The 26,159-nt window shown below is 53.3% G+C and carries 24 protein-coding genes; 18 read left to right on the forward strand and 6 right to left on the reverse strand.

Annotation, left to right across the window (positions count from 1 at the left end; all coding sequences use genetic code 11):
* The 5 genes from ABJQ89_RS04895 to ABJQ89_RS04915 all read left to right on the forward strand — a co-directional run.
* A partial coding sequence (locus ABJQ89_RS04895) for an aldo/keto reductase (RefSeq protein ID WP_348495146.1) occupies positions 1-566 on the forward strand: 566 nt, incomplete at its 5' end.
* Between the two features lie 197 nt (positions 567-763).
* Positions 764-1,636 carry an amidohydrolase family protein gene (locus ABJQ89_RS04900; protein ID WP_348495147.1) on the forward strand — a complete coding sequence of 291 codons (873 nt, stop codon included), beginning with the start codon at positions 764-766 and terminating at the stop codon, positions 1,634-1,636.
* Positions 1,633-3,159, forward strand: a complete 1,527-nt coding sequence (locus tag ABJQ89_RS04905) for a sugar ABC transporter ATP-binding protein (protein ID WP_348495148.1) — start codon at positions 1,633-1,635, stop codon at positions 3,157-3,159. Before ABJQ89_RS04900 ends, ABJQ89_RS04905 begins: the two co-directional genes overlap by 4 nt.
* Positions 3,156-4,166 (forward strand): ABC transporter permease, encoded by a 1,011-nt coding sequence (locus ABJQ89_RS04910; protein WP_348495149.1) that lies wholly within the window; start codon positions 3,156-3,158, stop codon positions 4,164-4,166. Before ABJQ89_RS04905 ends, ABJQ89_RS04910 begins: the two co-directional genes overlap by 4 nt.
* 112 nt (positions 4,167-4,278) lie before the next feature.
* The gene (locus tag ABJQ89_RS04915; RefSeq protein ID WP_348495150.1) at positions 4,279-5,223 is read left to right on the forward strand and encodes an ABC transporter substrate-binding protein; all 945 of its coding nucleotides are present in this window, start codon (positions 4,279-4,281) and stop codon (positions 5,221-5,223) included.
* Between the two features lie 79 nt (positions 5,224-5,302).
* On the opposite strand, the gene ABJQ89_RS04920 is transcribed toward ABJQ89_RS04915, so the two are convergent.
* Positions 5,303-6,295: a helix-turn-helix domain-containing protein gene (locus ABJQ89_RS04920; protein ID WP_348495151.1), complete on the reverse strand. Its 993-nt coding sequence runs from the start codon at positions 6,293-6,295 to the stop codon at positions 5,303-5,305.
* Positions 6,296-6,605: 310 nt separating this feature from the next.
* On the opposite strand from ABJQ89_RS04920, the gene glpD reads away from it, so the two are divergent.
* Complete coding sequence (gene glpD / locus ABJQ89_RS04925; RefSeq protein ID WP_348495152.1) at positions 6,606-8,162, forward strand: glycerol-3-phosphate dehydrogenase; 1,557 nt, start codon at positions 6,606-6,608, stop codon at positions 8,160-8,162.
* Here the strand turns inward: glpD and ABJQ89_RS04930 are convergent.
* Positions 8,159-9,130 (reverse strand): DMT family transporter, encoded by a 972-nt coding sequence (locus ABJQ89_RS04930; protein WP_348495153.1) that lies wholly within the window; start codon positions 9,128-9,130, stop codon positions 8,159-8,161. The genes glpD and ABJQ89_RS04930 overlap by 4 nt on opposite strands.
* Positions 9,131-9,220: 90 nt before the next feature.
* Here ABJQ89_RS04930 and ABJQ89_RS04935 point away from each other — a divergent pair, with 90 nt between their 5' ends.
* The 9 genes from ABJQ89_RS04935 to ABJQ89_RS04975 all read left to right on the forward strand — a co-directional run bounded on the left by ABJQ89_RS04935 (position 9,221) and on the right by ABJQ89_RS04975 (position 18,834).
* Complete coding sequence (locus tag ABJQ89_RS04935) at positions 9,221-10,150, forward strand: ABC transporter ATP-binding protein (RefSeq protein ID WP_348495154.1); 930 nt, start codon at positions 9,221-9,223, stop codon at positions 10,148-10,150.
* A complete protein-coding gene (locus tag ABJQ89_RS04940; RefSeq protein ID WP_348495155.1) occupies positions 10,147-10,908 on the forward strand; it encodes an ABC transporter permease in 762 nt (253 codons plus the stop codon). The genes ABJQ89_RS04935 and ABJQ89_RS04940 overlap by 4 nt, the downstream gene beginning before the upstream one ends.
* A gap of 64 nt (positions 10,909-10,972) precedes the next feature.
* Positions 10,973-11,770 (forward strand): S49 family peptidase, encoded by a 798-nt coding sequence (locus ABJQ89_RS04945; RefSeq protein ID WP_348495169.1) that lies wholly within the window; start codon positions 10,973-10,975, stop codon positions 11,768-11,770.
* 172 nt (positions 11,771-11,942) lie between these two features.
* A complete protein-coding gene (locus ABJQ89_RS04950) occupies positions 11,943-12,896 on the forward strand; it encodes a calcium/sodium antiporter (protein WP_348495156.1) in 954 nt (317 codons plus the stop codon).
* Positions 12,897-13,208: 312 nt separating this feature from the next.
* Positions 13,209-15,086: an excinuclease ABC subunit UvrC gene (gene uvrC, locus ABJQ89_RS04955; RefSeq protein WP_348495157.1), complete on the forward strand. Its 1,878-nt coding sequence runs from the start codon at positions 13,209-13,211 to the stop codon at positions 15,084-15,086.
* Between the two features lie 183 nt (positions 15,087-15,269).
* Complete coding sequence (locus ABJQ89_RS04960) at positions 15,270-17,435, forward strand: DEAD/DEAH box helicase (protein WP_348495158.1); 2,166 nt, start codon at positions 15,270-15,272, stop codon at positions 17,433-17,435.
* 42 nt (positions 17,436-17,477) lie between these two features.
* Positions 17,478-18,143, forward strand: coding sequence for a CDP-diacylglycerol--glycerol-3-phosphate 3-phosphatidyltransferase (pgsA, locus tag ABJQ89_RS04965; RefSeq protein ID WP_348495159.1), 666 nt, complete (start codon positions 17,478-17,480; stop codon positions 18,141-18,143).
* On the forward strand, positions 18,143-18,388 hold the full coding sequence (gene moaD / locus ABJQ89_RS04970; RefSeq protein ID WP_348495160.1) for a molybdopterin converting factor subunit 1: 246 nt from the start codon (positions 18,143-18,145) through the stop codon (positions 18,386-18,388). Before pgsA ends, moaD begins: the two co-directional genes overlap by 1 nt.
* Before the next feature lie 2 nt (positions 18,389-18,390).
* The gene (locus ABJQ89_RS04975) at positions 18,391-18,834 is read left to right on the forward strand and encodes a molybdenum cofactor biosynthesis protein MoaE (protein WP_348495161.1); all 444 of its coding nucleotides are present in this window, start codon (positions 18,391-18,393) and stop codon (positions 18,832-18,834) included.
* A 62-nt stretch (positions 18,835-18,896) separates the two neighbouring features.
* Here the strand turns inward: ABJQ89_RS04975 and ABJQ89_RS04980 are convergent, their stop codons facing one another.
* Genes ABJQ89_RS04980 through ubiA form a run of 3 tightly spaced genes read right to left on the reverse strand, consistent with a single transcriptional unit; the run spans position 18,897 to position 22,150 of the window.
* Positions 18,897-19,226: a hypothetical protein gene (locus ABJQ89_RS04980; RefSeq protein WP_348495162.1), complete on the reverse strand. Its 330-nt coding sequence runs from the start codon at positions 19,224-19,226 to the stop codon at positions 18,897-18,899.
* Positions 19,213-21,126 (reverse strand): OmpA family protein, encoded by a 1,914-nt coding sequence (locus ABJQ89_RS04985; RefSeq protein ID WP_348495163.1) that lies wholly within the window; start codon positions 21,124-21,126, stop codon positions 19,213-19,215. The genes ABJQ89_RS04980 and ABJQ89_RS04985 overlap by 14 nt, the downstream gene beginning before the upstream one ends.
* Before the next feature lie 58 nt (positions 21,127-21,184).
* Positions 21,185-22,150, reverse strand: coding sequence for a 4-hydroxybenzoate octaprenyltransferase (gene ubiA / locus ABJQ89_RS04990; protein ID WP_348495164.1), 966 nt, complete (start codon positions 22,148-22,150; stop codon positions 21,185-21,187).
* A 12-nt stretch (positions 22,151-22,162) separates the two neighbouring features.
* Between ubiA and ABJQ89_RS04995 the strand changes: the two genes are divergently transcribed.
* Both ABJQ89_RS04995 and ABJQ89_RS05000 read left to right on the forward strand, forming a co-directional pair.
* Positions 22,163-22,888, forward strand: coding sequence for a 16S rRNA (uracil(1498)-N(3))-methyltransferase (locus tag ABJQ89_RS04995; protein WP_348495165.1), 726 nt, complete (start codon positions 22,163-22,165; stop codon positions 22,886-22,888).
* Positions 22,885-23,412, forward strand: a complete 528-nt coding sequence (locus ABJQ89_RS05000) for a hypothetical protein (RefSeq protein WP_348495166.1) — start codon at positions 22,885-22,887, stop codon at positions 23,410-23,412. The genes ABJQ89_RS04995 and ABJQ89_RS05000 overlap by 4 nt, the downstream gene beginning before the upstream one ends.
* 4 nt (positions 23,413-23,416) lie before the next feature.
* Here ABJQ89_RS05000 and ABJQ89_RS05005 read toward each other — a convergent pair whose 3' ends face one another.
* A complete protein-coding gene (locus tag ABJQ89_RS05005; RefSeq protein WP_348495167.1) occupies positions 23,417-25,027 on the reverse strand; it encodes a hypothetical protein in 1,611 nt (536 codons plus the stop codon).
* 171 nt (positions 25,028-25,198) lie between these two features.
* Between ABJQ89_RS05005 and ABJQ89_RS05010 the strand changes: the two genes are divergently transcribed.
* Positions 25,199-26,159, forward strand: a 961-nt coding sequence (locus ABJQ89_RS05010; protein ID WP_348495168.1) for a phosphatase PAP2 family protein, incomplete at its 3' end; no start/stop codon positions are given.

A 26,159-nucleotide genomic window follows, 5' to 3' on the forward strand; every position in this document is an offset into this window, starting at 1 on the left:
TCGCCTATGTGCATGATATCGGCACCTATACGCATGGCGATGACGACGCCAAACATCGCGCGGATTTCTTTGACAGCGGTTACGACGCGCTGGTGGAGCTAAAACGCGCTGGACGGATCGGGGCCTTTGGTCTCGGGGTGAACGAAATAGAGGTTTGTTTGGATGTCATGGATCACGGCCCGATTGATGTGATCTTACTCGCGGGGCGCCTGTCGCTTTTAGAACGACGCGCCGAAGAGGTTCTTGTGCCAAGGTGTCGCGATGCGGGAACGAGCCTCGTTTTAGGTGGCATCTTTAATTCTGGGATATTGGCGACAGGTGTTACGGCAACGTCCACCTATGACTACGGCCCTGCGCCCGAGGCAATAAAGGCGCAGGTCAATGCGCTCGCGGCGAAGGCTGAAGGCTTGGGAATATCACTCGCTCAGGCGGCTTTGCAATTTGCAGTCAGCCATCCTGCTGCGGCCTCGGTACTGATTGGCACAGCAAAACGTGCCTCGTTTGAACGCAATATCGAACTTGCAAAGCAAGACCCTCTGGAAGGATTTTCCGACATCTTCGGATGACGGTTTTTTGTCTCCCGCGTCAGGTGGGGGATTTAGTTTGGCTTTGATCGCATTTGAATGATGTGATTATATATGAATACGGCGGATGTCTTGGGAGGACTCTGGTGCAACTGGTGAAGCGAAATTTGGCGGCCAAAGGGACCATGCAACACAGCATGGTTTTGCGCTCGCACTTGCTAAGCGTTTGGGTGGCATAGATGCAGCCTCGAATTGATGCGCATATGCACTTGTGGCAGCTCGCTCGTGGTGACTACGGTTGGTTGGACCCCAATGATCCAAGCCTTGCACCAATCGCGCGTGACTTTGCGATTGAGGATGCAGCGACACGTTTTGCGAAAAACGGCATCAAAGGATCGGTCGTTGTGCAAGCTGCGCCAACGGATGCAGAAACGAGCTATCTTCTAAACCTCGCAGATCAACACGACGTCATTCTAGGTGTCGTTGGATGGGTCGATCTAAGCGACAATAAGGCCGCCGAGCGCATCCATGATTTGAGCGCGAACCAGAAGTTCAAAGGTGTGCGCCCGATGTTGCAAGACATTGAGGATGTAAATTGGATCGCAAAGGCGCCCAAGCCTGAGGCAATACATGCGCTTGTCGAAGCGGGCCTTCGCTTTGACGCTCTGGTTCTGCCCCAACATTTGGCGGCTCTTCTGAAGTTCACAGAGCGCTATCCAGATTTGCCAATCGTCATCGATCATGCAGCAAAGCCTGTGTTTTCAAACGATCAGAGAGACCCGCGGCATGAGATGTGGCGGGAGGGCATGCAACGTCTTGCGCAGGAAACTAGCGCCATGTGCAAGATTTCTGGGCTGCTGACCGAGCTGCAATCAGGGCAAGTGGCGGATGCTTCAATTCATCTAAAACCGATTGTGGATGACCTTTTGGATTGGTTCGGCCCTGACCGCTTGATGTGGGGATCCGACTGGCCTGTGCTCAATTTAGCCAGCTCGTATCGGTCTTGGTGCGATCTAAGTGGGGCGTTGTTGTACGGGCTGAACGCGGATGAGCAGAAGGCCATCTTCGAAACGAATGCAATGCGGTTTTACACCTTGGAGGACGAGGGATGAGCGATCTGATCAATATGAATGGGATCGAAAAAAGGTTCCCCGGTGTGCATGCCTTGAAAGACATGCGTTTTGAGCTGCGCGCAGGCGAGGTTCACGCGCTGATGGGGGAAAACGGCGCAGGTAAGTCAACGTTGATGAAAATCCTGTCCGGCGTTTACACGCGCGACAGTGGCTCCATCACGTTGTCGGGCAAGCCTGTTGAATTCTCTGGTCCGAAAGAGGCGCAGGATGCGGGCGTTGGCATCATCCACCAAGAGTTGAGCTTGATGAATGATCTGACAGCAGCGCAGAACATCTTTATTGGCCGCGAACCAAGAGGGCGTTTTGGCCTCTTGGATGAAGGTAAACTAAATCAGCAAGCAGCAGACATTTTCGCGAAAATGCAGCTTGTTCTTGATCCCACAACACCCGTGCGTGAGTTGAGCATCGCCAAGCAGCAAATGGTCGAGATTGCTAAAGCGCTAAGCTATGAGAGCCGCGTTCTGGTGATGGATGAACCAACCGCGGCTCTGAATGACAAAGAGATTGGCGAGTTGTTCAAGATCATCGAACAGCTGCGCGCTGACGGTGTTGGCGTCATCTATATCAGTCACAAAATGGATGAGATTAAGCGCATTTCGGATCGTGTCACGGTCCTGCGCGACGGTGAATATGTCGGCACTCGCGAGAGCAAGGAGACGACTATTCAAGAAATCATCGCCATGATGGTTGGCCGCGATTTAGAGCTTGAAGAATTGCACGTGCCGGACGTTTCGCAAGCTGCCGTCGCGCTGGAAGTCGCTGGCCTAAACCGTGGCCGCGCCGTGCGCGATGTCAGCTTTCATGTGAAAAAGGGCGAAATTCTCGGATTTGCGGGCCTCATGGGCGCAGGTCGCACCGAGGTCGCACGCGTGATTTTCGGTGCTGACCGTTTGGAAAGTGGTGAAATCCGCGTCAACGGCGCCCCTATTGATATTCGCAGCCCGAGCGATGCCGCGAAAGCCGGCATTGGGTATCTTTCGGAAGATCGCAAACACTTTGGCCTGTTCTTGGGCATGGACGTTCGCTCCAACATCGCTATGGCGGCCATTGATCAATTCACTGGCTTCGGCGGGGTTCTGGACGAAGCTGGAATGGCTGCGGCGGCTGAGAGCTACATCAAACAAATCGGCATTCGCACACCTTCGGATCGGCAAGAGGCGCAGTACCTATCGGGCGGCAATCAACAGAAGATCGTCATTGCGAAATGGTTGCTGCGGGACTGTGACGTGCTGATTTTCGACGAGCCAACACGCGGCGTCGATGTAGGTGCGAAAAGTGAAATCTACAAAATCCTGAACGAGCTGGCGGCGAAGGGAAAGGCGATCATCGTGATTTCCTCTGAGCTGCCTGAAATTCTACGCGTCAGTCACCGGATCGCGGTGATGTGCGAGGGGCATTTGACCGGCATTCTCGGTCCTCAATCTACACAAGAAGAGATTATGCAATTGGCCACAAAGACCATGCAATCTCCTGAACCTAAATCCAGCGGAGCTGCAGCATGACGACACTTAATGAACACGCGGACCAAGGCGCAGCGGCCAAAGTCCTTGGATATCTCAAGCGAGAACAACATCGGTTTTGGGCCTTTAGCGGCCTGATCGTCCTGTTGATTGGCTTTAGTTTGGCGTCCCCGAATTTCTTTCAGACGACGAATATCATTTCAATCCTGCAAGCAGCGTCGGTGAATGGGGTTCTTGCGATTGCCGCAACGCTGGTGATCATTACAGGCGGGATCGATTTATCCGTCGGTACGCTTATGACGTTCTGCGCGGTGATTGCGGGGGTTTTGCTCACTAACCTTGGACTGCCTATCTACATCGGTATTCCAGGCGCCTTGATTGCGGGCATGTTGAGCGGCGCACTGTCGGGGTTCTTTATTGCCAAACTGAAAATTCCACCCTTCATTGCCACGCTGGGCATGATGCTGGTGTTCAAAGGTCTGTCCCTTGCGATCAGCGGTGCACGTCCGATCTACTTTAACGACACCCCTGGCTTTTCCGAGATTTCGACGGGCTCATTGATCGGAATGATCTTTCCGTCCGTGCCTGTCCCGAACGGGGTTCTGATCCTGTTCCTTGTGGCGATTGGGGCCTCTTTCATCCTGACGCGTACGGTTCTGGGACGTTTCATTTTCGCCCTTGGCAGCAATGAGGAAGCGTTGCGTCTGTCGGGGATCAATATCGATCGCTGGAAGATGGTTGTTTACGCTCTCGCAGGCGCGATCTGCGCCGTTGCTGGAATCTTGCTTGCCTCGCGCATCAACTCTGCTCAACCCGCGATTGGCCAAGGCTATGAGCTGGATGCAATCGCGGCAGTTGTGATTGGCGGTACGTCCTTAACTGGTGGCCGCGGTACGATGCTGGGCACCATTATCGGAGCGCTCATTATCAGCGTCGTCGCTAATGGTCTGCGCATTCTGTCGGTTCCGCAGGAATGGCAAATCGTTGTGACCGGCACGATCATTATTCTCGCAGTTTACGCAGATATCCTGCGTCGACAGCGCGCCTAATTTGGTGCGCCCGTTGGGGTGCGCTGAAGACAATGCAAGGCGGATCGCTTTGCACTGAGAGTGGGGCAAATGCCCTTGAAACCGAAGACTAAACATCAACTGGGAGGTTAACATGTTTAATAGAAGAACACTTATCGGGGCGCTTGCGGCCACATCCATTTTGGGCGGCGCAGGTGCTGCATTTGCAGAAGACAAGCCATATGTTGCGCTTATCTCTAAAGGCTTTCAGCACCAGTTCTGGCAGGCAGTGAAAATCGGCGCGGAGCAGGCGGCAGAAGAATTCGGCGCGACTGTGACCTATGAGGGTCCAGACGGCGAAGGCGCGGTTGATCGTCAAATGGACATGATCTCTGCTGCGATGGCGAAGAAACCATCTGCATTGGGCATTGCTGCGATTGATAGCCAAGCAACTGTGCCTTTGCTCAAGCGTGCACAAGCGGATGGTATCCCGATCATCGCATTTGATTCAGGCGTCGCTAGCGATATTCCTGTTACAACGGCGTCAACGGATAACCTTGCCTCCGCGCGTTTGGCGGCTGACAAACTGGCCGAGCTGATCGGTGGATCTGGCAAAGTTGCTGTCGTTTCGTTCGATCAAACGAGCCAAACAGGTATCGAACGCCGTGATGGATTTGTGGAGCAAATCGAAGCGGCGCATAGCGGTGTTGAGATTGTAGCGATTGAATATGGCGGTGGTGACCATCTGAAATCTGCAGAGATCACTAAAACGTTGCTTCAAGCTTATCCTGATCTCAAAGGAATTTTCGGCACCAATGAAGGCTCCGCAATTGGCGTTGCGATTGGTAAAAAGGAAACCGGTTCGGACATCGTCGTCATCGGCTATGATTCAGGAAAAGCGCAGACAGATGCGATCCGCGAGGGTGTTATTGCTGGCGCGATCACACAAAACCCAGTTGGCATCGGTTATGAAACTGTGAAAGCAGGTATCGCCGCCGCAAAGGGCGAAAGTGTTCCCGCACATATCGATACGGGCTTCTACTACTATGATGCGTCAAACATCGACGATCCTAAGATCGCCGCTGTTTTGTACGATTGATCCTGAAACAAGGGTGCGTGGGAAACCACGCACCTTACTGACCGTCCAAAACGTAAGGTGCGTGGTTCTTCACGCACCTTCAATTTGGTTTGGGATTATATGACAGCACTTGCGATTGCCGTCGCGCACGCAAACGGCTGGCCGTCATTCCGTATTCTTTCTTAATTGCTTCGGACAGGGTGCTCGATGTTCCAAAGCCCGTCGCCACCGCAATTTCGATGATTGGCATTTGGGTCTCTTCAACCATCGCGCGCGCGCGTTTTGTGCGCAATCGTTTGAAAAACCGTGCAGGCGTTTCGTCAAATGCATCCTTAAATACGCGTTCTAAGTGCCGTGTTGAAACCCCAATGGACTGCGCAAGATCGGCAATTGGCAAAGGTGTATCAAGGGAGTTTTCCATCTCTTGAATCGCGGCTTTAACGCGAGGATCGTGAAGGGCAGGGTTTTGCGACAAGGTGCTGGGCTGTTCCGCATGGCTTTTGCGCACAAGCGGCAAGATCAACTGGTTCCCTAATTCTGTGACAGTGTTTTCACTCAGTTGATCGGCGAGCAGCCCAATCACCAATTCTTCGGTTGATCCAGAGCCGGCGGCAGTGATGATCCCCCCCGACATTTCGGAAAGATGGTTGGTTAAGCTGGGGTAACGTCCATCTTCCTGCAACCCAACGCTATCGCGCCAATGTGTGGTGACAGGGGCATCGTTGATCTTGGCGCTGCGAATATAGGTCGTTGCGGCATTCGACAGCAAAACGACGGGGCGGCGCAAACGCTGCATGTGCCGCGCGCGCGCTAGCCAACTAGAAGACGCGCCGCTTTTACCACCCACAACGAGCATCACATCAGAGAGCTCGTAGTTGTCAAAGGCAGGCTCCGCGCGCAAGATCATGCCGCATTGCGCAGTGACTAGTCCCGGGCTGTGCGAGACGTATCGCCATGTAAAGCGTTCTTCGGCCAAAGCATCATTTGCAGTCTTTAAGGTATGTGCAATTGCGGAGGCTTCATATTCGCTAAAGCCTTTGCCGACGTAGATTTCGAAGCTGCGCAAATGCGCGCGAGAGGATCTATCTGCCATAAGTGCAGCACCAACGAGCGAGGACAGATGTTCGTCTGCCGTCGTGAAGAGGGGTGGTGGTGCGGGAATGTGTCATCACAGACTCAGGCAATTGGTTCCTTTCAAAGATTTCACAATTGGTAGGGTGCCGTCCAGCGCTTTAGTGATGGGAGGTAGTGCGTTTGATCCTAAAAACAGGCGCAGGTTTGCCCGTACATGCCCTAAACGCCGTGGCGTCGTGTCTTAAGGGCAGTGCATTTTGCCCCTTTAGGCATTGGGATGTTTGCGCTAAACGCGGCGGTGTTGTTCATGCGAATAGATTGAGTGTTTTATGGCGCAAGACCTAGATTATGATGTGTTGATTGTCGGTGGCGGTATCAACGGTTGCGGCATCGCGCGCGATGCTGCTGGGCGCGGCTTGCGTGTTGGTTTAGCCGAAATGAATGATCTGGCCTCTGCCACATCAAGCGCATCAACAAAGCTGTTCCATGGTGGTCTGCGATATCTGGAATACTTCGAGGTTCGGCTCGTCCGAGAGGCGTTGATCGAGCGCGAGACGCTGCTTCGTGCGATGCCCCATATTTCTTGGCCTATGCGCTTTGTGCTGCCTTATCACAAAGATATGCGTTTTGAGAGCGCCACGCCGACGTCTAAGCTGTTGAGCTTTATCATGCCTTGGATGAAGGGCCGTCGCCCTGCGTGGCTGATCCGCTTGGGACTGTTTATGTATGACAACTTGGGTGGTCGTAAGATATTGCCCGCGACCTCCACCGTCGATTTACGGAGCGGATCAGAGGGCGCACCGCTCGATGATCGATTTGAAAAGGCCTATGAGTATTCCGACTGCTGGGTCGAAGATTCACGCCTTGTGGTGCTGAATGCGCGCGACGCTCAGGCACGCGGCGCGGATATCATGGTGCAAACCAAAGTTACCGGCGCACAGCGCAATGCAGATCATTGGGTTGTGACGCTTGAGGATCAAAGCACTGGCACCGCGCGCGAAGTTCGCGCCAAGATGATCGTTAACGCTGCGGGTCCTTGGGTAGGTGACGTTCTGAACGGCACGCTCGGTCTGAATAGCCGTGAAGGCGTGCGTTTGGTGCGCGGCAGCCATATCGTGGTGCCCAAGCTTTATGACCATGACAAATGCTACTTTTTCCAAGGGGAAGATGGTCGCATCATCTTTGCTATCCCATATGAGGGCGATTTCACCTTGATCGGTACCACTGATGCGGATCATAGCGATCCGTCTGAAAAACCGACCTGCACGCCAGAAGAACAGGACTATTTGGTCGCTTTCGCGTCGAATTATTTTAAGAAACCTGTAACACGGGACGAGATCGTCTGGACCTATTCGGGTGTGCGTCCGCTTTATAACGATGGTGCGGAAAACCCATCTGCAATGACGCGCGACTACACGTTGAAACTGGACGAGACCGCCGCGCCTTTGCTGAATATTTTTGGCGGTAAAATCACAACTTATCGCAAGCTTGCAGAAAGCGCCCTATCCAAGATTGAGACCCAGTTTGAGGGGCTGAGCGGTGATTGGACAGCCGGTATCGCCATGCCCGGTGGCGATTTTGCAGTCGACGGCGTCGACGCGCTGATCGCAGAGCTTACGCGAGATTATCCATTCTTGAACCCGCGCTGGGCGAAACGTTTGGTGCGCGCTTATGGCACCGAAGCGCGCGACATTCTTGGGAACGCGACAAGCAAAGAAGATCTTGGCGAAGATTTTGGCGCTGATCTGACCGCGGCTGAATTGACGTGGCTCAAGGCCAATGAATTTGCTCGTACAGGCGCGGATGTGCTTTGGCGGCGCAGCAAATTGGGCCTGCGTCTGAGCGACGAGCAAGCCGCGCGCGTGGATGAGGCGATGCGCGCCTAGCCGCGTGTGTTCGGCGGGCGGGTAATCCTGCGCGCCAGCATGCGTTCGCGCAGGAAGACAAAAAGCCCTGCGCCCATGATTAGTAGAATGCCAACTGTTACGGCGATATCTGGCAATTCCCCAAAAATGACGAAGCCCCAGAACACCGCAAGCGGCAGTCCAACATATTCGAACGGTGCGACCGTGGCCGCGCTGCTGATGCGGTAAGCTTGGCCAAGGCAATAACCAACGATTGCGGAGAGGAATCCGAGACCAATCAACAGCGGGATGTCGGCCGTCGCGGGCCAAATCCAAGCGCGCAGCAAGAAAATGACCGCACCATTTTCGACGCCTTCGGCGAAACGACCATCGCCAGCGACGACAAAGAATATCGCGGAGACAAGAATGAAGGTCGCTTGAATGTAGATCGCGAGGGCAGAGGCTTTGCTGCTCATGCCGAGCTTGCGCGTCATCACTTGGTTCAGCGCATAGGTGAGCGCGGCGAGTACAGGTAGCAGTAGCACAAGGCGGCTGACATCGCTGTCTGCCATGCTTTGCCAAGGTCGTTGCATGATCAGAACGCCGACAAAGCCAACCAATACCGCCGACAGCCGCATCGGGCCGACCTTTTCACCGAGAATTGGTATCGACAACAAGGTGATCATCAAGGGCGCTGCAAAAAAGAGCGCGGTGGTTTCGGCTAGAGGCAGCACAGCAATAGCGGCGAAAAACGACATGTTTGAAATCACAATCATCAAAGCACGCAGCAAATGTAGCCAAGGACGGTTCGTTTTTAAAAGTGTCCAGCCGCCTTCGAATTGCAGCATAAACAGCGTCAAAATCAAACCAATCGCTGAACGCGTGAACACCAATTGGTGCAGTGGGTAGCCGCCAGAGAGCTGTTTAATCAGCATATCGTTCACTGAAATCGCCATGACGCCAATGAGAATGAAAAGAATGCCGAGGGTTGATGTATCACGTGTGCTCATACGTTCACCCTATCCATCGGTTAGTTTGATGTCTGCCCAATTGCGACACGTGGCAGAAATGGTTAGGCAGGTGACAACAAGGAGAATTTCATGGCTGCAATTTTGAGCGTTCGTGACTTGGTAAAGCGCTACGATGATGGGTTCGAAGCGTTGAGCGGGGTGACTTTGGATATCGAAGAAGGTGAAATTCTCGCGCTTCTTGGCCCGAATGGTGCTGGGAAAACCACATTAATTTCAACGATTTGCGGTATTACCGAAGGCACGGCTGGGTCTGTGACTGTCGGTGGCCATGATATCGTTGGGGGGTACCGCGAGGCGCGCCGTATGATTGGTTTGGTTCCGCAAGAGATTAACCTAGAGCCGTTTGAACGCGTCATTAACACGGTACGTTTTTCACGGGGTCTGTTCGGTAAGCCAAAAGACGATGTCTACCTTGAAAAGATCCTGCGCCAGCTCTCGCTTTGGGACAAAAAAGACAATCGCATCATGGAGCTTTCCGGCGGCATGAAGCGCCGCGTTTTGATCGCCAAGGCGCTCAGTCATGAGCCAAAGGTGTTGTTTTTGGATGAACCTTCCGCTGGTGTTGATGTCGAACTGCGCAAAGACATGTGGGAAATCGTTGCCGATCTGAAATCGCAAGGCACGACGATCATTCTGACCACTCATTACATCGAAGAAGCTGAGGCCATCGCAGATCGCATTGGCGTTATCGCCAAGGGTGAATTGTTGTTGGTCGAGGAAAAACAGGCCTTGATGACGCGTATGGGGCAAAAACAACTACAGATCGATCTCAGTGATGTGGTGAGTGAAGTGCCTGCATCGCTCAGCCATTATGATCTTGAGATTGCGGAAGAGGGCATGGCGCTGGTCTATAGCTACGACACCCGCGCCGAGCGCACGGGCATTACAGGATTGCTGGCTGATTTGGCCAAAGCCGGTCTTGTGATGCGCGATTTACAGACCAAACAATCGAGCCTTGAAGACATCTTTGTAGGTCTCGTGGCGGAGGACGCAGCATGAATTGGCAAGCGATACGTTCAATTTACACATTTGAAATGGCAAGGTTTTTCCGCACTCTGATGCAGAGCTTTATCTCTCCTGTCATTTCGACCTCGCTCTATTTCGTGGTCTTCGGCGCTGCCATCGGCAGCCGTATCGATCAAGTTGACGGGATTAGTTATGGCGCGTTTATTGTGCCGGGCTTGATCATGCTCAGCGTGATGACACAGGCGATTTCTAACGCGTCTTTTGGGATATATTTCCCGAAATTCATCGGCACGATATATGAGCTGCTGTCTGCACCAGTGAATTTCATCGAAATTGTGATCGGCTACGTCGGTGCTGCAGCAACAAAGGCGTTGTTCATCGGGGTGGTGATCTTGGCGACTTCAGCCCTGTTTGTTGATCTACAAATCCAACACCCTCTGGCGATGATGGCATTTATGGTCCTGACCTGTGTGAGCTTTTCACTCTTTGGCTTTATCATTGGCATCTGGGCGCAGAATTTTGAACAGCTGCAGCTGATCCCGTTGTTGGTCGTCACGCCATTGGTATTTCTCGGCGGTTCTTTCTATTCAATCTCGATGCTGCCGCCGATCTGGCAAACGATCACTTTGTTTAACCCTGTTGTGTATTTGATCTCTGGATTCCGCTGGGCGTTCTTTGGCATGGCAGATGTGCCAATTGGCCTGAGTTTACTGGCGATTACCGGCTTTTCTGCACTCTGCCTGATCGCTGTTTGGTGGATTTTCAAAACAGGCTGGCGTATCCGTAAATGAACACATCCAGATTATATCAGTGGCGCGCCTTGTTTCGCGCCACTGGGCCATCTACATCGCTCTTATGAAACGCTATCTTCCCTTTGTGAAATCGGACCCAACGGTCGCGGTTCTGCGTCTATCCGGTGCGATTGGCACGGGCGGGCGTGGCTCATTGAGTGATCAAGGCCTTGCGCCTGTGATCGAAAAAGCCTTTTCGCGTGGCAAACCCGATGCGGTTGCTCTGCAAATCAACTCCCCTGGTGGCAGCCCTGTGCAAAGCTCGCTGATCGGCGCGCGCATCAGACGGCTTTCTGAGGAAAAGAACATTCCCGTTTATGCCTTTGTTGAAGACGTGGCCGCTTCTGGCGGCTATTGGCTCGCGGCGGCAGCGGATGAGATTTACGCGGATGAGAGCTCTGTCTTGGGGTCCATTGGCGTGATTTCTTCGGGGTTTGGGGCTCATGTGTTTCTTGCTCGGCAAGGGATTGAGCGCCGCGTTCACACGGCTGGGAAATCCAAATCGATGATGGATCCGTTTCAGCCGGAATCCGAAGAGGACGTTGCGCGCATGAAAGTCATGTTGGAGAAAATCCACATCAACTTTATCCGCCATGTACAGCAGCGCCGCGGAGATAAGCTGGACAAGAGCAAAGATTTGTTCACTGGTGACATCTGGATCGGCAGTGCCGCGCAGGATGTTGGCCTAATTGACGGAATTGCGCATTTAGTCCCCTCAATGAAGGCGCGTTTTGGCGATAAGGTGAAATTCCGTCGCTACGGTCAAAGGCGCGGATTGATGAGCCGCATCGGTGCACACATCGTGGGCGATGCTTTTGCAAGTATTGAGGAACGCGCAGAATTCGCGCGCTACGGGTTGTGAATTGATCTTCAAGATCGTCACTCTATTTCTTGTCGGCATGGGCGTGCTGGCGATGTTCGGGAAATTCACCTTTCCCGGACAAAAACAATTGCGTAATGCCAAGTGCAAACGCTGTGGGCGTTACAAGATTGGTCGTGGGCCTTGCAGCTGCACGAAGAATAAAGGTTAAGACATGATGGCTTGGATGCTCAGCGCATTGGGATTGGTGATCTTGCTGATGGCAGGTGATGCGCTTGTAAAAGGTGCCGTGAACCTGAGTTTGCGCGTGGGTATTCCTGCACTGATCGTGAGCCTTACAATTGTTGCCTTTGGCACCTCTGCGCCCGAACTGTTGATTGCGATCAACTCTGTGCTGGACAACAAACCTGACATTGCCATGGGCAATGTCGTTGGTTCAAACACGGCCAATATTCTGTTGGTTCTTGGTTTTCCAGCGATCCTCGCGACCCTGCACACCTCAGAGTGTAATACGCGAAAAACATATGTCTTTATGATGGTCGCCACGTTGCTCTTTATCGCCTTGGCGTTCACGGGCAGTTTTGGTGCCTGGCAGGCGTTGATCCTGCTTGGAGCTTTGGCGCTTGTTCTGCTGGATGCCTTTCGTGATGCCCACAAGCATCGCAAAGGAGCGGCATTGGCGGCAGCAGAGGCAGAAGAAGTCGAAGGGGCGGATCCTGATATGCCATGGTGGCAAATTGGCGTTTTCTTGCTTCTTGGGCTCATCGGCCTACCGCTTGGTGCGAACCTGTTGGTCGACAACGCCTCTATAATTGCGCGCGAATATGGCGTCAGTGAAACGGTCATCGGTCTGACACTTGTTGCGCTCGGAACATCGCTTCCCGAGCTGGCGACGACCACCGTTGCGGCCCTTCGTCGTCAGGCAGATGTCGCCTTGGGCAACGTGATTGGCTCAAATATGTTCAATTTGCTGGCGATCATTGGTGTCGCCGCTTTGATCGGTCCAATCCCCGTTGCGCCGGAGTTTCTGCGCTTTGATTTGTGGGTCATGTTGGGCGCCTCTTTGCTGCTCATCCCGTTTGTTTTCATGGGGCGGGATATCACGCGCACATGGGGCATTGCCTTGACCGTAGGCTACTTCGCGTACATCGGAATCGTACTCTTCTAAGTAAGGAAAAGTGCGATTTTTAGTTGACCCTACGAAAGTTTTGCACCTTTTCACGCGGAATCACGCGAGTGTTATCAAAACCTTAACGAAATCAGCTATTTACAAAACTGTCATTTAAGTTTCTTTTAAAAACAACGCTTTAGATGTGTGCCTAATTTTTAGGCATTTTGACGAAGTGGGCCGAAAGTAAGGGAAAAATCCCAATGCGAGGATTTTGTCCGCAGACTTATCCACAGAAACCGTGGATGGAATTTTGCTTGCTCTATGGCTTGTGGCATTGCAGCGGCGCGGTAAGAATCATATTCCAGTACTATGAATGAAAACCCAGACGAAACAGTCCAATCCGAGCTGCGCGGCACTGAAGTGATCCAAGCGTATTTGAAGACGCTGGATAGCTCGCCCGGGGTTTACCGCATGTTAGATGAGCAAAGCCGTGTTCTTTACGTCGGTAAAGCGCGCAATTTACGCGCGCGTGTTTCGAATTATGCGCGCGCCACAGGGCATTCTGGACGCATCGCAACCATGATTTCGCAGACCGCGAGCATGATGTTTTTGACGACGCGAACCGAGACAGAGGCGCTGTTGCTCGAGCAAAATCTGATCAAACAACTCAAGCCGCGCTACAACGTTCTGCTGCGTGACGATAAGAGTTTTCCGAATATCTTGGTGAGCAAGGATCATGGGTATCCCAAGATCAGCAAACATCGCGGCGCGAAGAAAGATAAGGGGGCCTATTACGGTCCCTTCGCCTCAGCAGGGGCGGTGAACCGGACGCTCAATCAGCTGCAGCGCGCTTTTCAATTGCGCGATTGCACTGATGCTAGTTTTGAAACCCGCACGCGGCCCTGCTTGCAATATCAAATCAAACGATGCTCTGCGCCCTGCGTCGGCAAGATTTCCGAAGAGGATTACGCCAATACTGTTCGTGATGCTGAGCGGTTCTTGGCAGGCAAATCGACGGACCTTCAGGCCGAGCTTGCGAGCGAGATGGCGAAAGCCTCCGAAGAGATGGAGTTTGAGCGCGCCGCGGCCCTGCGTGATCGCATTCGAGCTTTGACACAGGTTCAGACCTCACAAGGCATTAACCCGCGCGGCGTGTCGGAAGCAGATGTTATTGCGCTGCATATGGAGGGGGGGCAGGCTTGTGTTCAGGTTTTCTTCATCCGTGCCAACCAAAACTGGGGCAACAAGGATTATTACCCGCGCATCACCTCCGACGTGGATGAAAGCGAAGTTTTGGAAGCCTTCGCGGGGCAGTTCTATGACACCAAAGAACCGCCGCGCCAGATTTTGCTAAGCCACACTTTGGCAAATGAAGATTTGATGGCAGACGCTTTGGCCCAAAAACTGGGTAAAAAGGTCGAGTTGATCGTACCGCAACGCGGTGAGAAGGCAGAGATTATGGATGGCGCAGTGCGCAATGCCCGTGAAAGCCTTGCGCGGCGTATGGCCGAAACACAGGCGCAGGGGAAGTTGTTGAAAGGTCTGGCCGAGGCGTTTGATCTGGAAAAGGTCCCGCAGCGTATCGAAGTTTACGATAACTCGCATATTCAGGGCGCCCATGCGGTCGGTGGAATGATCGTTGCAGGTCCAGAAGGATTTGTGAAAAACGCCTATCGCAAGTTCAACATCAAGGGCGAAGATCTTACGCCTGGTGATGATTTTGGCATGATGAAAGAAGTCATGACGCGGCGCTTTAAGCGGTTGATCAAAGAAGACCCAAACCGTGAAAAGGGCGATTGGCCCGATCTGCTGTTGATTGATGGCGGCGCGGGGCAGGTGAGTGCTGTTCGCGAGATCATGGAAGAGATGGGCGTTGGAGATGTGCCAATGGTCGGCGTGGCCAAAGGCGTGGATCGTGATGCGGGTAAGGAAGAGTTCCACCGCACAGGTCAGCGCCCCTTTGCGCTGCGGCACAATGATCCGATCCTCTATTTTATTCAGCGCATGCGCGATGAGGTGCACCGCTTTGCGATCGGAACGCACCGCGCGAAACGAAGCAAGGCCATTGGCGCAACGCCGCTCGATGATGTGCCCGGTGTCGGCGCGGGTCGCAAACGCGCGCTCTTGGCGCATTTTGGTTCGGCAAAGGCTGTGTCACGGGCCGATTTGGCGGACCTAAAGGCTGTGAGCGGAATTTCCGCGACTTTGGCGCAAACGATTTATGATTATTTCCATGAGCGTGGGTGATTTGATTGAGTGTGCTTGCGCACGCGCTTGATAAGTCGCTACGCAACCGGTTGGGGCTTTGCCCCAAACCCCAAAGCTTATTTGGAAAGATGAGCGTGCTGCGGTGCGGCATTTTGGGAATAGGGCTATACATATCGGAATAATGGGCCTATGCGCGGGGCTTGTTCGAACGGCAGGTATGCAATGACTGATTTTGAAAACGTGATTCCGACTCTGAATGAGGCTCTAAAGGCCAAAGGCTATGACAAGCTGACACCGGTTCAGATTGAGGCGTCGAAGCCAGAGTTTCTGGATCAGGATTTGCTTGTGTCTGCGCAGACCGGCTCTGGCAAGACCGTTGCCTTTGGTTTGGCGATTGCGCCAACCATCCTAGAAGAGAGCGGTCAATTTGAACGCGCCGCAACGCCGCTTGCTTTGGTGATCGCGCCAACGCGCGAATTGGCGCTGCAGGTTAAGCGTGAATTTGATTGGCTGTTTGCGCCAGCGGGCGTTGTTGTGACCTCCACTGTTGGTGGTATGGATTCACGTACAGAGCGCCGTGCGCTCGAGCGAGGTGCGCATATCGTAGTCGCAACGCCCGGTCGTTTGCGTGACCATATCATGCGCAACGCGATTGATTTGTCCGCGTTGCGCGCAGTTGTTCTAGATGAAGCGGATGAGATGCTCGATATGGGTTTCTCTGAAGATCTGGAGTTCATTCTGGATGCAACGCCGGAAGATCGCCGTACATTAATGTTCTCTGCGACTGTTCCACGCGGTATTGCGAAGCTGGCGCAACAATACCAGCGCTCTGATACCAAACGTATTGAGACGATTGGCGAAGGACCGCAGCACGCGGATATTACCTATCGCGCTATGACGGTTGCACCGTCCGATACTGAAAACGCGATCATCAACACATTGCGCTATTACGAGGCACCGACCGCTATCGTCTTTGCGAACACCCGCGCGATGGTGGCGCGATTGACTGCACGTTTCTCGAACCGTGGTTTTTCGGTTGTGTCGCTGTCTGGAGAATTGTCCCAAAATGAGCGAACCCACGCATTGCAAGCGATGCGCGATGGGCGTGCGCGGGTTTGTGTGGCAACGGACGTTGCCGCGCGCGGGATCGATTTGCCGAACCTGGAATTGGTAATTCACGCAGATTTGCCATCTAATGCTGAAACTTTGTTGCACCGCTCTGGGCGTACTGGTCGCGCTGGGCGCAAAGGTATTTCCGCGCTGATCGTGCCGGGTCGTCAGAAATCTAAGGCTGAACGTTTGTTGCGCTTTGCTAAGCTGAACGCTGAATGGAGCAATGCGCCTTCTGCGGAAGATGTGAATTTGCGTGATGAAGAACGCATGCTCAACGATGCTTCTTGGTCAGAGGCGCTCAGCGAAGAAGAAACAAGCTTCGCCGGTAAGTTGCTAGCGCAGTATAAGCCGGAGCAGATCGCAGCGGCCTTCTTGCGTTTGCATCGCTCTAAGCATTCTGCACCTGAACAATTGGGCGAAGTGAAAGACAACGGGCCGCGCAACAAGCGTGAGCCACGAGAGGGACGCGAGTCGCGCGCACCGCGTGATTTCGGGCCGAGCTCATGGTTCTCACTGTCGATTGGCCGCAAGGGCAAGGCAGAGCCACGTTGGTTGTTGCCGATGATCTGCCGTAATGCCAACATTTCCAAGGATGATATCGGCGCGATCCGTGTTCAATATCAAGAGACGTTCGTAGAAATTCAGACCTCTGCGGTTGAGGGGATGAAAAAAGAACTGGGCGAGGGGCTTCCTCTTGAACAGGGCGCGGCACTTACCGAATTGCCAGGCAAGCCTGATTTTGATTCATCGCCAAAAGGTCCGCCTGCTGATGGACCTGCGCGCCCGCATCGCAAGGGGCCGCGCGAGGATCGTCCACGCGGTGATAAGCCACGTTACGATAAGCCACGCGGCGACAAACCGCGCTACGAAGGCGCGCGTGACGATAAGCCAAGCTATGACAAACCACGCGGCGACAAGCCGAAGTTTGACAAGCCAAAGGGTAAATCGGGCTACAAAGGTGACAAGCCGGGTAAGAACGATCCACGCCCGCCAAAGCACGCGGCGAAATCTGGAACACCGAACGCGCATAAACCAGCGCGCGCACCAAGCCCGGTTGAAACAGGCGCTGTTGCACCCAAGGGCGGCGCTGCTCCAAAGCCGAAGTCGCGCAAAGGTGCGTTGGATCCGTCCAAACCAATGGGCGCGCGCAAACAACGCGGTAAAGCGGCAGCGGGCAAGCCACATTCTGGTGAGAGCAAACCTTACAAGGTGAAGACTCGCGCTGGAAAAGGTCCTGACGCAAAACCAATGCGCAAACCGTCGCGCAAGCCGTAAGCAGGCTTGCGAGCCTTGGTGTGACAGCCTAGGTATGGGATCATGACCATGACGATCCCAAATATGCTAACCATCCTTCGGCTGCTTGCAGCGCCGGGGGTTGCGGTGATGTTTCTTTATTTCACGCGTCCCTATGCGGATTGGTTCGCGCTCTGCCTCTTTGTGTTGGCGGCGCTTACGGATTGGGTGGATGGCTACCTTGCGCGCGCTTGGAAGCAGGAAACCAAACTGGGTGCGATGCTCGATCCGATTGCGGACAAGGCAATGGTTGTGATCGCCCTGATGGTGATCGTCGCGTTTTCCTCTTGGTCGGCCTGGATCGTGTTGCCCGCAACGATGATCTTGTTCCGCGAGGTTTTCGTTTCTGGTCTACGCGAATTTCTTGGAGATACTGCAGGCACTTTGAAGGTGACCAAGCTCGCGAAGTGGAAAACCACAGCGCAGATGGTCGCGATTGCCGTTCTCTTTAGCCAAGGCGTGTTTGAACATTACCTTGGCATGTCCGCATGGGGCATGGATCAAGCGATGTTCGAGGCCATTCTGAGCGGCGAAGAAGAAGACGTTTTGGGCCTTGGATGGAAATATCAGGGCATGGTTTGGTCGGGCCGCGTTGGGCTTTGGCTGCTTTGGATCGCTGCGTTTTTGACCCTTGTGACAGGGTGGGACTATTTCCGTAAATCGCTCCCTTTCTTGAAGGATGACGCATAATGGACGTTCTCTATTTCGCATGGGTTCGTGAGCGGATCGGCCTGCCTAAGGAAAAGGTCGAAACCTCTGCCAAGACTGTGATGGATTTGGTTGAAGAGCTGCGCGCGCGCGAAGAGCGTTACGCGCTCGCGTTTTCCGATATTGGCGCGCTCCGCGTAGCGGTGGATCAAGATTTGACTGATTTTGATGCCTCTATCGAGAATGCACGCGAAGTTGCATTTTTTCCACCAATGACAGGTGGCTAAACATGAAAATCCTCGTTCAAGACGCCCCGTTCGACGCAGGCGCAGAGTTGAATGCTTTTACCCAATCGCAGGCCAATGCGGGCGCTGTAGTGAGCTTTACGGGTATTGTGCGTGACTTGGACGATGGTGGGCTTCAGCAGATGGATATTGAGCATTATCCGGGCATGACTGAGCGCGCTTTGGAAAAGATCGCGTTAGACGCCATGGAACGCTGGGATTTGGGGGATGCCTTGGTGATCCACCGCTATGGTCCGCTTAAGCCGCAAGAACAGATCATGATGGTCGCGACGTCGTCAAAACATCGGAAAGACGCGTTTGAAGCGGCGGATTTCCTTATGGACTATTTGAAATCTCGGGCGCCGTTCTGGAAGAAAGAGAAGACCGCTGACGCTGATGGTTGGGTAGCTTCAAAGCAAGAAGACGAAGACGCGTTAGAGCGTTGGTAAGCTTAACGCGCCACTCATATCGTCTAATACTTTAAAGATGCTCTAATGCGCTGCATCAGGGCCTATTGGGCCTGATGCATCCGCTCTACGTAGGCACGTAGCTCTTCGGCCTCATGACGCGCATCGCGCAAGCCTTCCATCGCAGCGTTCAACTCCGCCTCACCTTGTGACAATTGATTGGTCAGCTCTGCTTCGCGTTGCTGCAAATAGGTGATTGCCTGATCGCGGGTTTCTTCTGCCTCGTGCAATTCCTGTGCCATGCGTTCCAATTCGCCCACGTCATTACGTGAAACGCGTGTGAAGCGATGGATCAGCCAGTTGGCAAACCAGCCCATGCAAAAGGCGACAAATAAAATAATCGCTGTTGCTATGACGAACTCAGTTCTGTTCATCGGTAGTCCCTTCTTCGCCCTGCTGCTGGTCCTGAGCGTCTTGCGCGCTTTCACTCACAGCTTCAAGCGTTGTTTCCTGTTCCGCGATGGGTTGCGGGATAATAACTTTGAATTCAATTCTTCGGTTTGCTTCACGACCGGCCTCGGTGCCATTGTCCGCGATTGGGTTCGCTTCGCCATAGCCTTTTGCCACATAATTTGCGGTAAGCACACGGCGTTCACGTAGAGCATTCAAAACTGCAGTCGCACGGGTTTGGCTAAGCTCTTGGTTCATCGACTCGCGGCCTTGGCTATCTGTGTGGCCTTCGATTTCCATACGCATATCGTCAGGGCATTTGCCCAGAACTTCTGCAAGATCGTCCATGATCGCCTTTGCAGAGCCGTCCAGGTTACCTGAGCCCGGCTCAAACGCGATTTTGCGACCGTCTTGCAGTTCTGCCAATTGCACTTGGCATTCTTCAACCGTGGGTAGGCCAAGAACCGGATCAAGTTTTTTCTTATAGGTGACTTCGATTGCAAAATCTTCCGCTTCGCCCAGTTTGGCAGCCAAAAGCTGGGAAATTTCGGATTTCGCAGTGGGTTGGCCTGTGTCGCCAAACACACGCACTTGATCAGGGGTGACGGTGACGGAACCGTTGTTCAGTTTGGAGAGCGCTTCGATTGCGGCCAAGACACGAACAGACCAATTGCGGGGCAACGTGTCGTCGATGCGCGCCGCTGTATAAACTTCGGCCGATCCAAAGCGCGCTTTTGCATAGCTGTCCGCGGTGCCGCGCGCCAGTTCAGAACCGACTCGCCCGCGCAGCTGAACATCGCCTTCAGGGCTGAGGGTAATAATGAATTCAGGCGGGCCAAGGTCAGCGTCTTCGGGAGCAGGCAGCACGGAATGCAGCGCAAAGACCTCTGGCAAGCTTGTTTCCAGCTCTCCGACAACGCGGTCAAAGAGCGCTTGTTCTGTGCCCTCATTAGCGATCAGTGAGATGTCGGTGTCAGCAAAAGTGACCGAGCCACCACCGAGTTCGTCGAGCTTCTCAATAGCAAGTACCGCTGCGTTGGACCATTGACGCGAAGGCACACCAAGACCGATCCGGCAATCGGCAGTCGTCGTCATGCCAGCACGCTGCGCTGCTTCAATTATCTGGGCGCTTGCTTCGTTTGTATCGGCGCTACACGCGTCAAAGCGAGCGTTTTCGCCATTGATCAAAAACCGCAAAGTGAAAGGGCTGATCACAGGACGCGGCGCGGAAATTTTAAGGGCGAAGTTTACATCTTGGCTCAGGCGGCTGCGCAGCGTGTTTTCGAACCGAAGTTTTTCGCTTGGGCTATCTGCCATTGCTGTGACGGAAACATTGCCTGCGTCAATGGAGATCTTTGAACGGGGCAAAAGACGCAGCGCTTCTAGGCCAAGTTCCATGGCTGGGGCCCAGCCTTTGGGCGCGGGGTACTTCGCGCTTTCCAGTAGATCGCTGACCATTCCGTCGCCTGCAATCTGGCCGACATCAGCGCGCATGTCTTCGGTCGCTTCAGTTTCAGGGATCAAACCGATCAGGGAAATACCACTGTCATTGCGTAAAATTTCAACGGAAAACCGTGGGGGCGCGAAAGCTTCGCGATCAGCGACTTCGGTTTGGTCAATCACACGCGCTGCGTCAACAATCCGTCCAGCGGTGCTGATCGCGTTAAATCGTTCCGCTTCGGATGGCGCCGTGCCGATCAAAAATAGCTGGAGGCCATTCGCATCGGCGTCCGCCCATGTCAGCCCTTGCGTGTCCAGCGCGCGACGCACAGCGGTTTTGGAGTTGTCCTCGATCAGCGTGACTGAAAAGCCAGCGGCAACCGTACAAAGGCCTGCGGCGCCTAGAAATGTGGCCGCGACAGTAACGTAAGAAGAGAGGCGCATTGGCATCCAAAATCATTAGGGTTGGGTTGGTGATACGCGCACTCGCTGCAGGTTTCAATCACAGCAATAGGGCTATGGCGAAAAACAGCACAGCCAAAAGCCCCGCGTCACGATTGGAGCGGAACAGTTTGATCAGGAGCGATGAATCATCCGGGTTGAAGCGTCGCAATTGCCAGTTGAGATGCCAACCAAAAGCCCAAGGGCCCAAAATAACTGTTATCATTGAGAAAATTGATCGATCCGCCGTACTTTGCAATGCGGCGATACTCATGAGAACAACAGACCCCATAAGGAAATACATCAACCAACTTGGCGTTTGATCACCAAACAAGCGGGCCGTACTTTTTATTCCGATCAAGGCGTCATCTTCGGTGTCTTGATGGGCATAGATCGTATCATAGAACAGCGTCCAAACGATCCCAGCAAGGTAAAGGGTGACAGCGGGCCACCCGAGCGAGCCGGTATGTGCGGTCCATGCCAAAAGCGCACCCCAGTTAAAGGCAAGCCCAAGGAACGCTTGTGGCCACCAAGTAAAGCGCTTGGCGAAGGGGTAGACTAGGACTGGGACAAGCGACAGGACGCCTAGCAAGATCGCGGCCCAGTTGAAGGTCAAAAGCACTAGTAGAGAGATGCCTGCTTGCAGGCCCATCCAAGCCACGGCTTGTTTCACGGTTGCATCGCCCGCGGGCAAAGGACGATTGCGGGTGCGTTCCACTGCACCGTCGAAATCACGGTCGGTAATGTCATTCCAAGTGCACCCCGCACCGCGCATCAACGTCGCGCCAATCGCGCAGCCAACGAAAATCCAAAGATCAAACCAGCTCGCTTGTCCGGTTGAGGCCATGGCAAGCAAAAGCGCCCACCAACAAGGCAATAAAAGCAACCATGTGCCGATTGGGCGATCAAAACGGCTCAGTCGAAAATAGGGGCGCAGCCACGCAGGGGCGTATTTATCCACCCAATTGCCCTGCACAGCGTCAGCAATCTGTGACTGTGCCTCTGGTTCTTGCGATGCGCCTTGCATATGTACAGTCCTATGACAGTCAAAACCCGCCTTTATGTAGACCAGCCGCTGGCTGAGGGGAACCAAGTTTCCCTGACCCGTGAACAAGCCCACTACCTCTTTGGGGTGATGCGCATGGCCGTGGGCGGCGCTGTTGCCTTATTCAACGGGCGCGACGCCGAATGGCGCGGCGAGATTGTGCAGGCAGGCAAGCGCGGGGGCGTGTTGGAATGCAGCATGCAAATGCGCGATTTACAAATGCCGCCGGACTTGTGGCTCTGTTTCGCACCGATCAAGAAGACGCGTACAGATTTTATCGTTGAAAAAGCGACAGAGATGGGCGCGGCCAAGATTTGCCCCATTCAAACGGATTTCACCAATTCCGAACGGATCAAACAAGAACGTTTGCAAGCACATGCTGTTGAAGCAGCGGAGCAATGTGGCGGCACCTATGTGCCCGAAGTTGCCAATCTGCAAAAGCTTAGCGCGATGCTTGATCATTGGCCTGAAGAGCGACAAATCATGTTTTGTGATGAGGTCGAGCTAGGCGCAGCGACGTCATTGGCAAGTGCCCGTCGCGGACCTTGGGCCATTTTGATTGGGCCAGAGGGGGGATTTTCCCCAACCGAACGTATTCGTTTGCATAACATGAAAGAGGCGCATGTGGTTAGCCTTGGCCCACGTATTTTGCGTGCAGATACGGCTGCTGTTGCGGCGCTCACTGTTTGGCAAGCGGCGTTAGGAGATTGGGCATCATGAGCTTTATCCGACCAGAAGCACAAGCCGCGCTTTGGCGCTGGCGCGAAGTGTTGCTCGGCTCTGTTTTGACAGCCTTGTTCCTACTTTGGGCTCTCAGTAGTTTTGGCATCGTGCGCATGATCGCCTTTGTTCTTATGGCATTGGCGATTGTTTTGATCCTAGCGGGCATCCAACGTGGGCGTTTCCGCGGCAAAGGGGGCGGGCAGGGCGTTGTTCAGCTTATTGAGGGGCAAGTGACCTATTACGGTCCCCTCAGCGGCGGCGCAGTTGCATTGTCGGAACTTGCTGCACTTAGCCTTGATGGGCGTTCTAGCCCCGCACATTGGCTTTTGGTACCCGATCAAGGCAATGCACTACAAATCCCGATTGGGGCAGAAGGCGCAGATGCTTTGTTTGACGCGTTTGCAGGTCTGCAAGGCTTGCGGATCGAGCATCTGTTGCGCATCAAACAAGCGGAACACCCCGGGCTACAAGTGGTCTGGCGCCGCGCGGATGTACAAAGCCGGATCAATCAATTGCACTAGCGATCTACTCTTCTAAATCGACATTTTTCATTGCATTCAAAAGCCCTGAATTCCGCAAAGAACGCGCGGGATAGTCGACATCGTTAAGGTAACGATCCAAAGAGAAATCGTTTTCTATTTTCTGCAACGCTTTGAGATGGATACGTGCGTTTTCGATGTCGCCAGCACTGGCACAAAGCGCGATGAGTTGACGGCGTGGAGCGGCGAAAGTTGGAGCCATGTTTGCAGAACGTGCGGCGGCTTTTCTGGCTTCGTCAAAGCGTCCAGAGCTGATACAAACCAATGAGTGATAGAGATCCCAAAGATGGCCAAGCTCGTCTTGTGCGATCGAATTTTGACACGCTTTAGAGATTTGATAGGCCTTTTCCGTGTCGCCAACTGCGCTGTGTGCGACTGCCAGCGTTTGTCGCGCAAATAGGTTGTTTTCATTCCATAGAATAGCGCGACGAGCCAGTTCAGTGGGCTCGTTAAGATCTTTTTCCAACATGATGCGTGTTAACGCCACAAGGGCTACAGCAAGGCCATTGTCGCTCGAATTTTGTAGGGTATCGCTGGTGAGTTGCTTAACCTCTTCGAGATGCGCTTGGCGTTCATTTCCAGGACCTTCGACGAGTTGCGCCATGCGGGAAAACGCGCGCCATGCGAGATAAACCCCATTTGGGTCAGTCTCATGCGCACTTTCAAAGTGGTTTTGGGCATCGTTTAGATTTTTGGGATCAAACCGAGATAAACTGCGCAGACCCAAACTGAAATAGCCTGACGCAGCCACCTCGGGGCGATTCAAATCAAAGACCGAAGACATTCGGTGATTGACCTTGGAAACCGCAGAATGGACTAATCCTTGAACAACATCGGCTGATATCGCTTCGGACAAGTAGCCGGCTATGCTTCGATGCCCGGAAAATAGGATTCTGCCATTCTGACCATGGTGAACTTGGAGAAAGATGATGCTTTTGTCACCGTCTTTGGCGACATTGCAGTGGACTTCTAGATCTGGAGCCAGATTTGGGGGATAGGTAAGCGACGTGTCAAATCGACCCGCGCTGAGGTGTTCCTCAATGCTTTTGGCAACCTGATCAGCTATCACATTGCCAGTTATTTGCTCAATTGTTGTGCCACGTTCAGTTTGGACCGCGCGAATTTTGATTTCGTTTGTTTTAATAGGGCTGCTGAGGTTTTGGGTGCGTTCTGGGTTTTGGCCATGACGTGCTTTAAAGCTATTGAGCCAACCCTTAAATTTGTCGTCCCGTATTTCTAAACCTTCCAATAAGTCACGTTCATGAAGCGCGTCATCCCTTGCCGCGTCTAGATCGGTTTCAATGAAATTTGGATCGAGCCAAACATTTAAACGGTCAGCATTGAAAGCTTCAGGGTGTGCGGCAAAACAGTTTCTAACCTCACTTAATGTTTGTCTTAAACTTCCGCTTGCTTGCACCGATGATCGGTCAGACCATAAGTGTCCTTCCAACCATCTTCTGCCGCGTCTCATTTCTGAAACTTCGCATAGCATTGCCAAAAGCCCTTTGGCTTTGCTCGCTTTTGGGGTCACATCGCTGCCATCGGGCGCGATAATTGAAAACGGCCCGAAATAGTTAACGCAATAAGATTGTGTCATCGTCCCGCCTGATTTGCATATGAGTATAGGGAACTTACGCTAAAATTAGCTGTTCGCAAAGTCAGCGTTAATAAATTGCGTAAGGTTACACAACTTTTGACTTTTGGTTGACAGCTTGGTCAACGAGAAAAGAGACTAAGGCAGAGAAAATTTATTTTGAGAGGGATATTTATGGGTGTATTAGCAGGACACGCGGGGCATGCAGGACATGCCGGTCACGCAGGCCACGCGGGTCACGCTGGGCATGCAGGGCACGCGGGCCATGCAGGTCACGCTGGACACGCAACGCAGGTGATTTCAGCGAGTGGGATTCGATTGGCCGGAACCTTGGCAAGCACACGTGAAGGGGTTTTGCCCTATTGGGACGGTACGCCGGATTTGACCCCTAATTCGGCAACTCCTAGCGAATTTGAAAAGCTAAAGGCATTGTCGAAAATCCCGAAAGAGGTCGTGTTAGATGATCGCCTCTTTTATCGCTTTCGCGCGGACGGAGGCATGGTGCTTTGCCCAGAATTGCAAACAAGTGGCGGCGTTGCCCCTTTGATTTCTATGTCGAAACCGGACGATGCTTTCTTTGCACGTCAACTGCTTCATTTACGATCATATGCCGATTTGCGAAATGAACGTATGGGGGAAATTGATGTTCAGTTAGATGATATCACGTCCTTCTTTGCATCAGCTCTGCAATTGGATGCATCACGCTCTGATTGGATATTGGAAACGTTGCGCGCAGTTGTACGTTTGTGCGGTTACATAGAATTCCCATTGAAGTTTCATTTCAACGTGCATCGCCCTGCGCAATTGTCGTCGCGCATCATGCCGATCATTGAAACGCCAACTCATGGCAGTTGGCCGTCTGGCCACGCCACTGAATCATTCGCGATTGCGACTGTTCTGGCGGGGCTGCTGTATCGCCAAACAGACAGTACATCGACGTTCTCGATGTGGGATGTCAGCGATACCGAGGCCAAGACCGGCAATTTGCTGCTGCGCATCGCAATGCGGATCGCGGACAATCGCACTGTTGCAGGCGTTCACTACCCGCATGACAGCCTATGTGGAGCGATGCTTGGTGTGTCTTTGGGCGAAGCTCTGGTCAACTATCTGAGCGGCGCGACGAGCACATACACCT

It is taken from the genome of Planktotalea sp. (assembly GCF_039984035.1).
Lineage (GTDB): Bacteria > Pseudomonadota > Alphaproteobacteria > Rhodobacterales > Rhodobacteraceae > Planktotalea.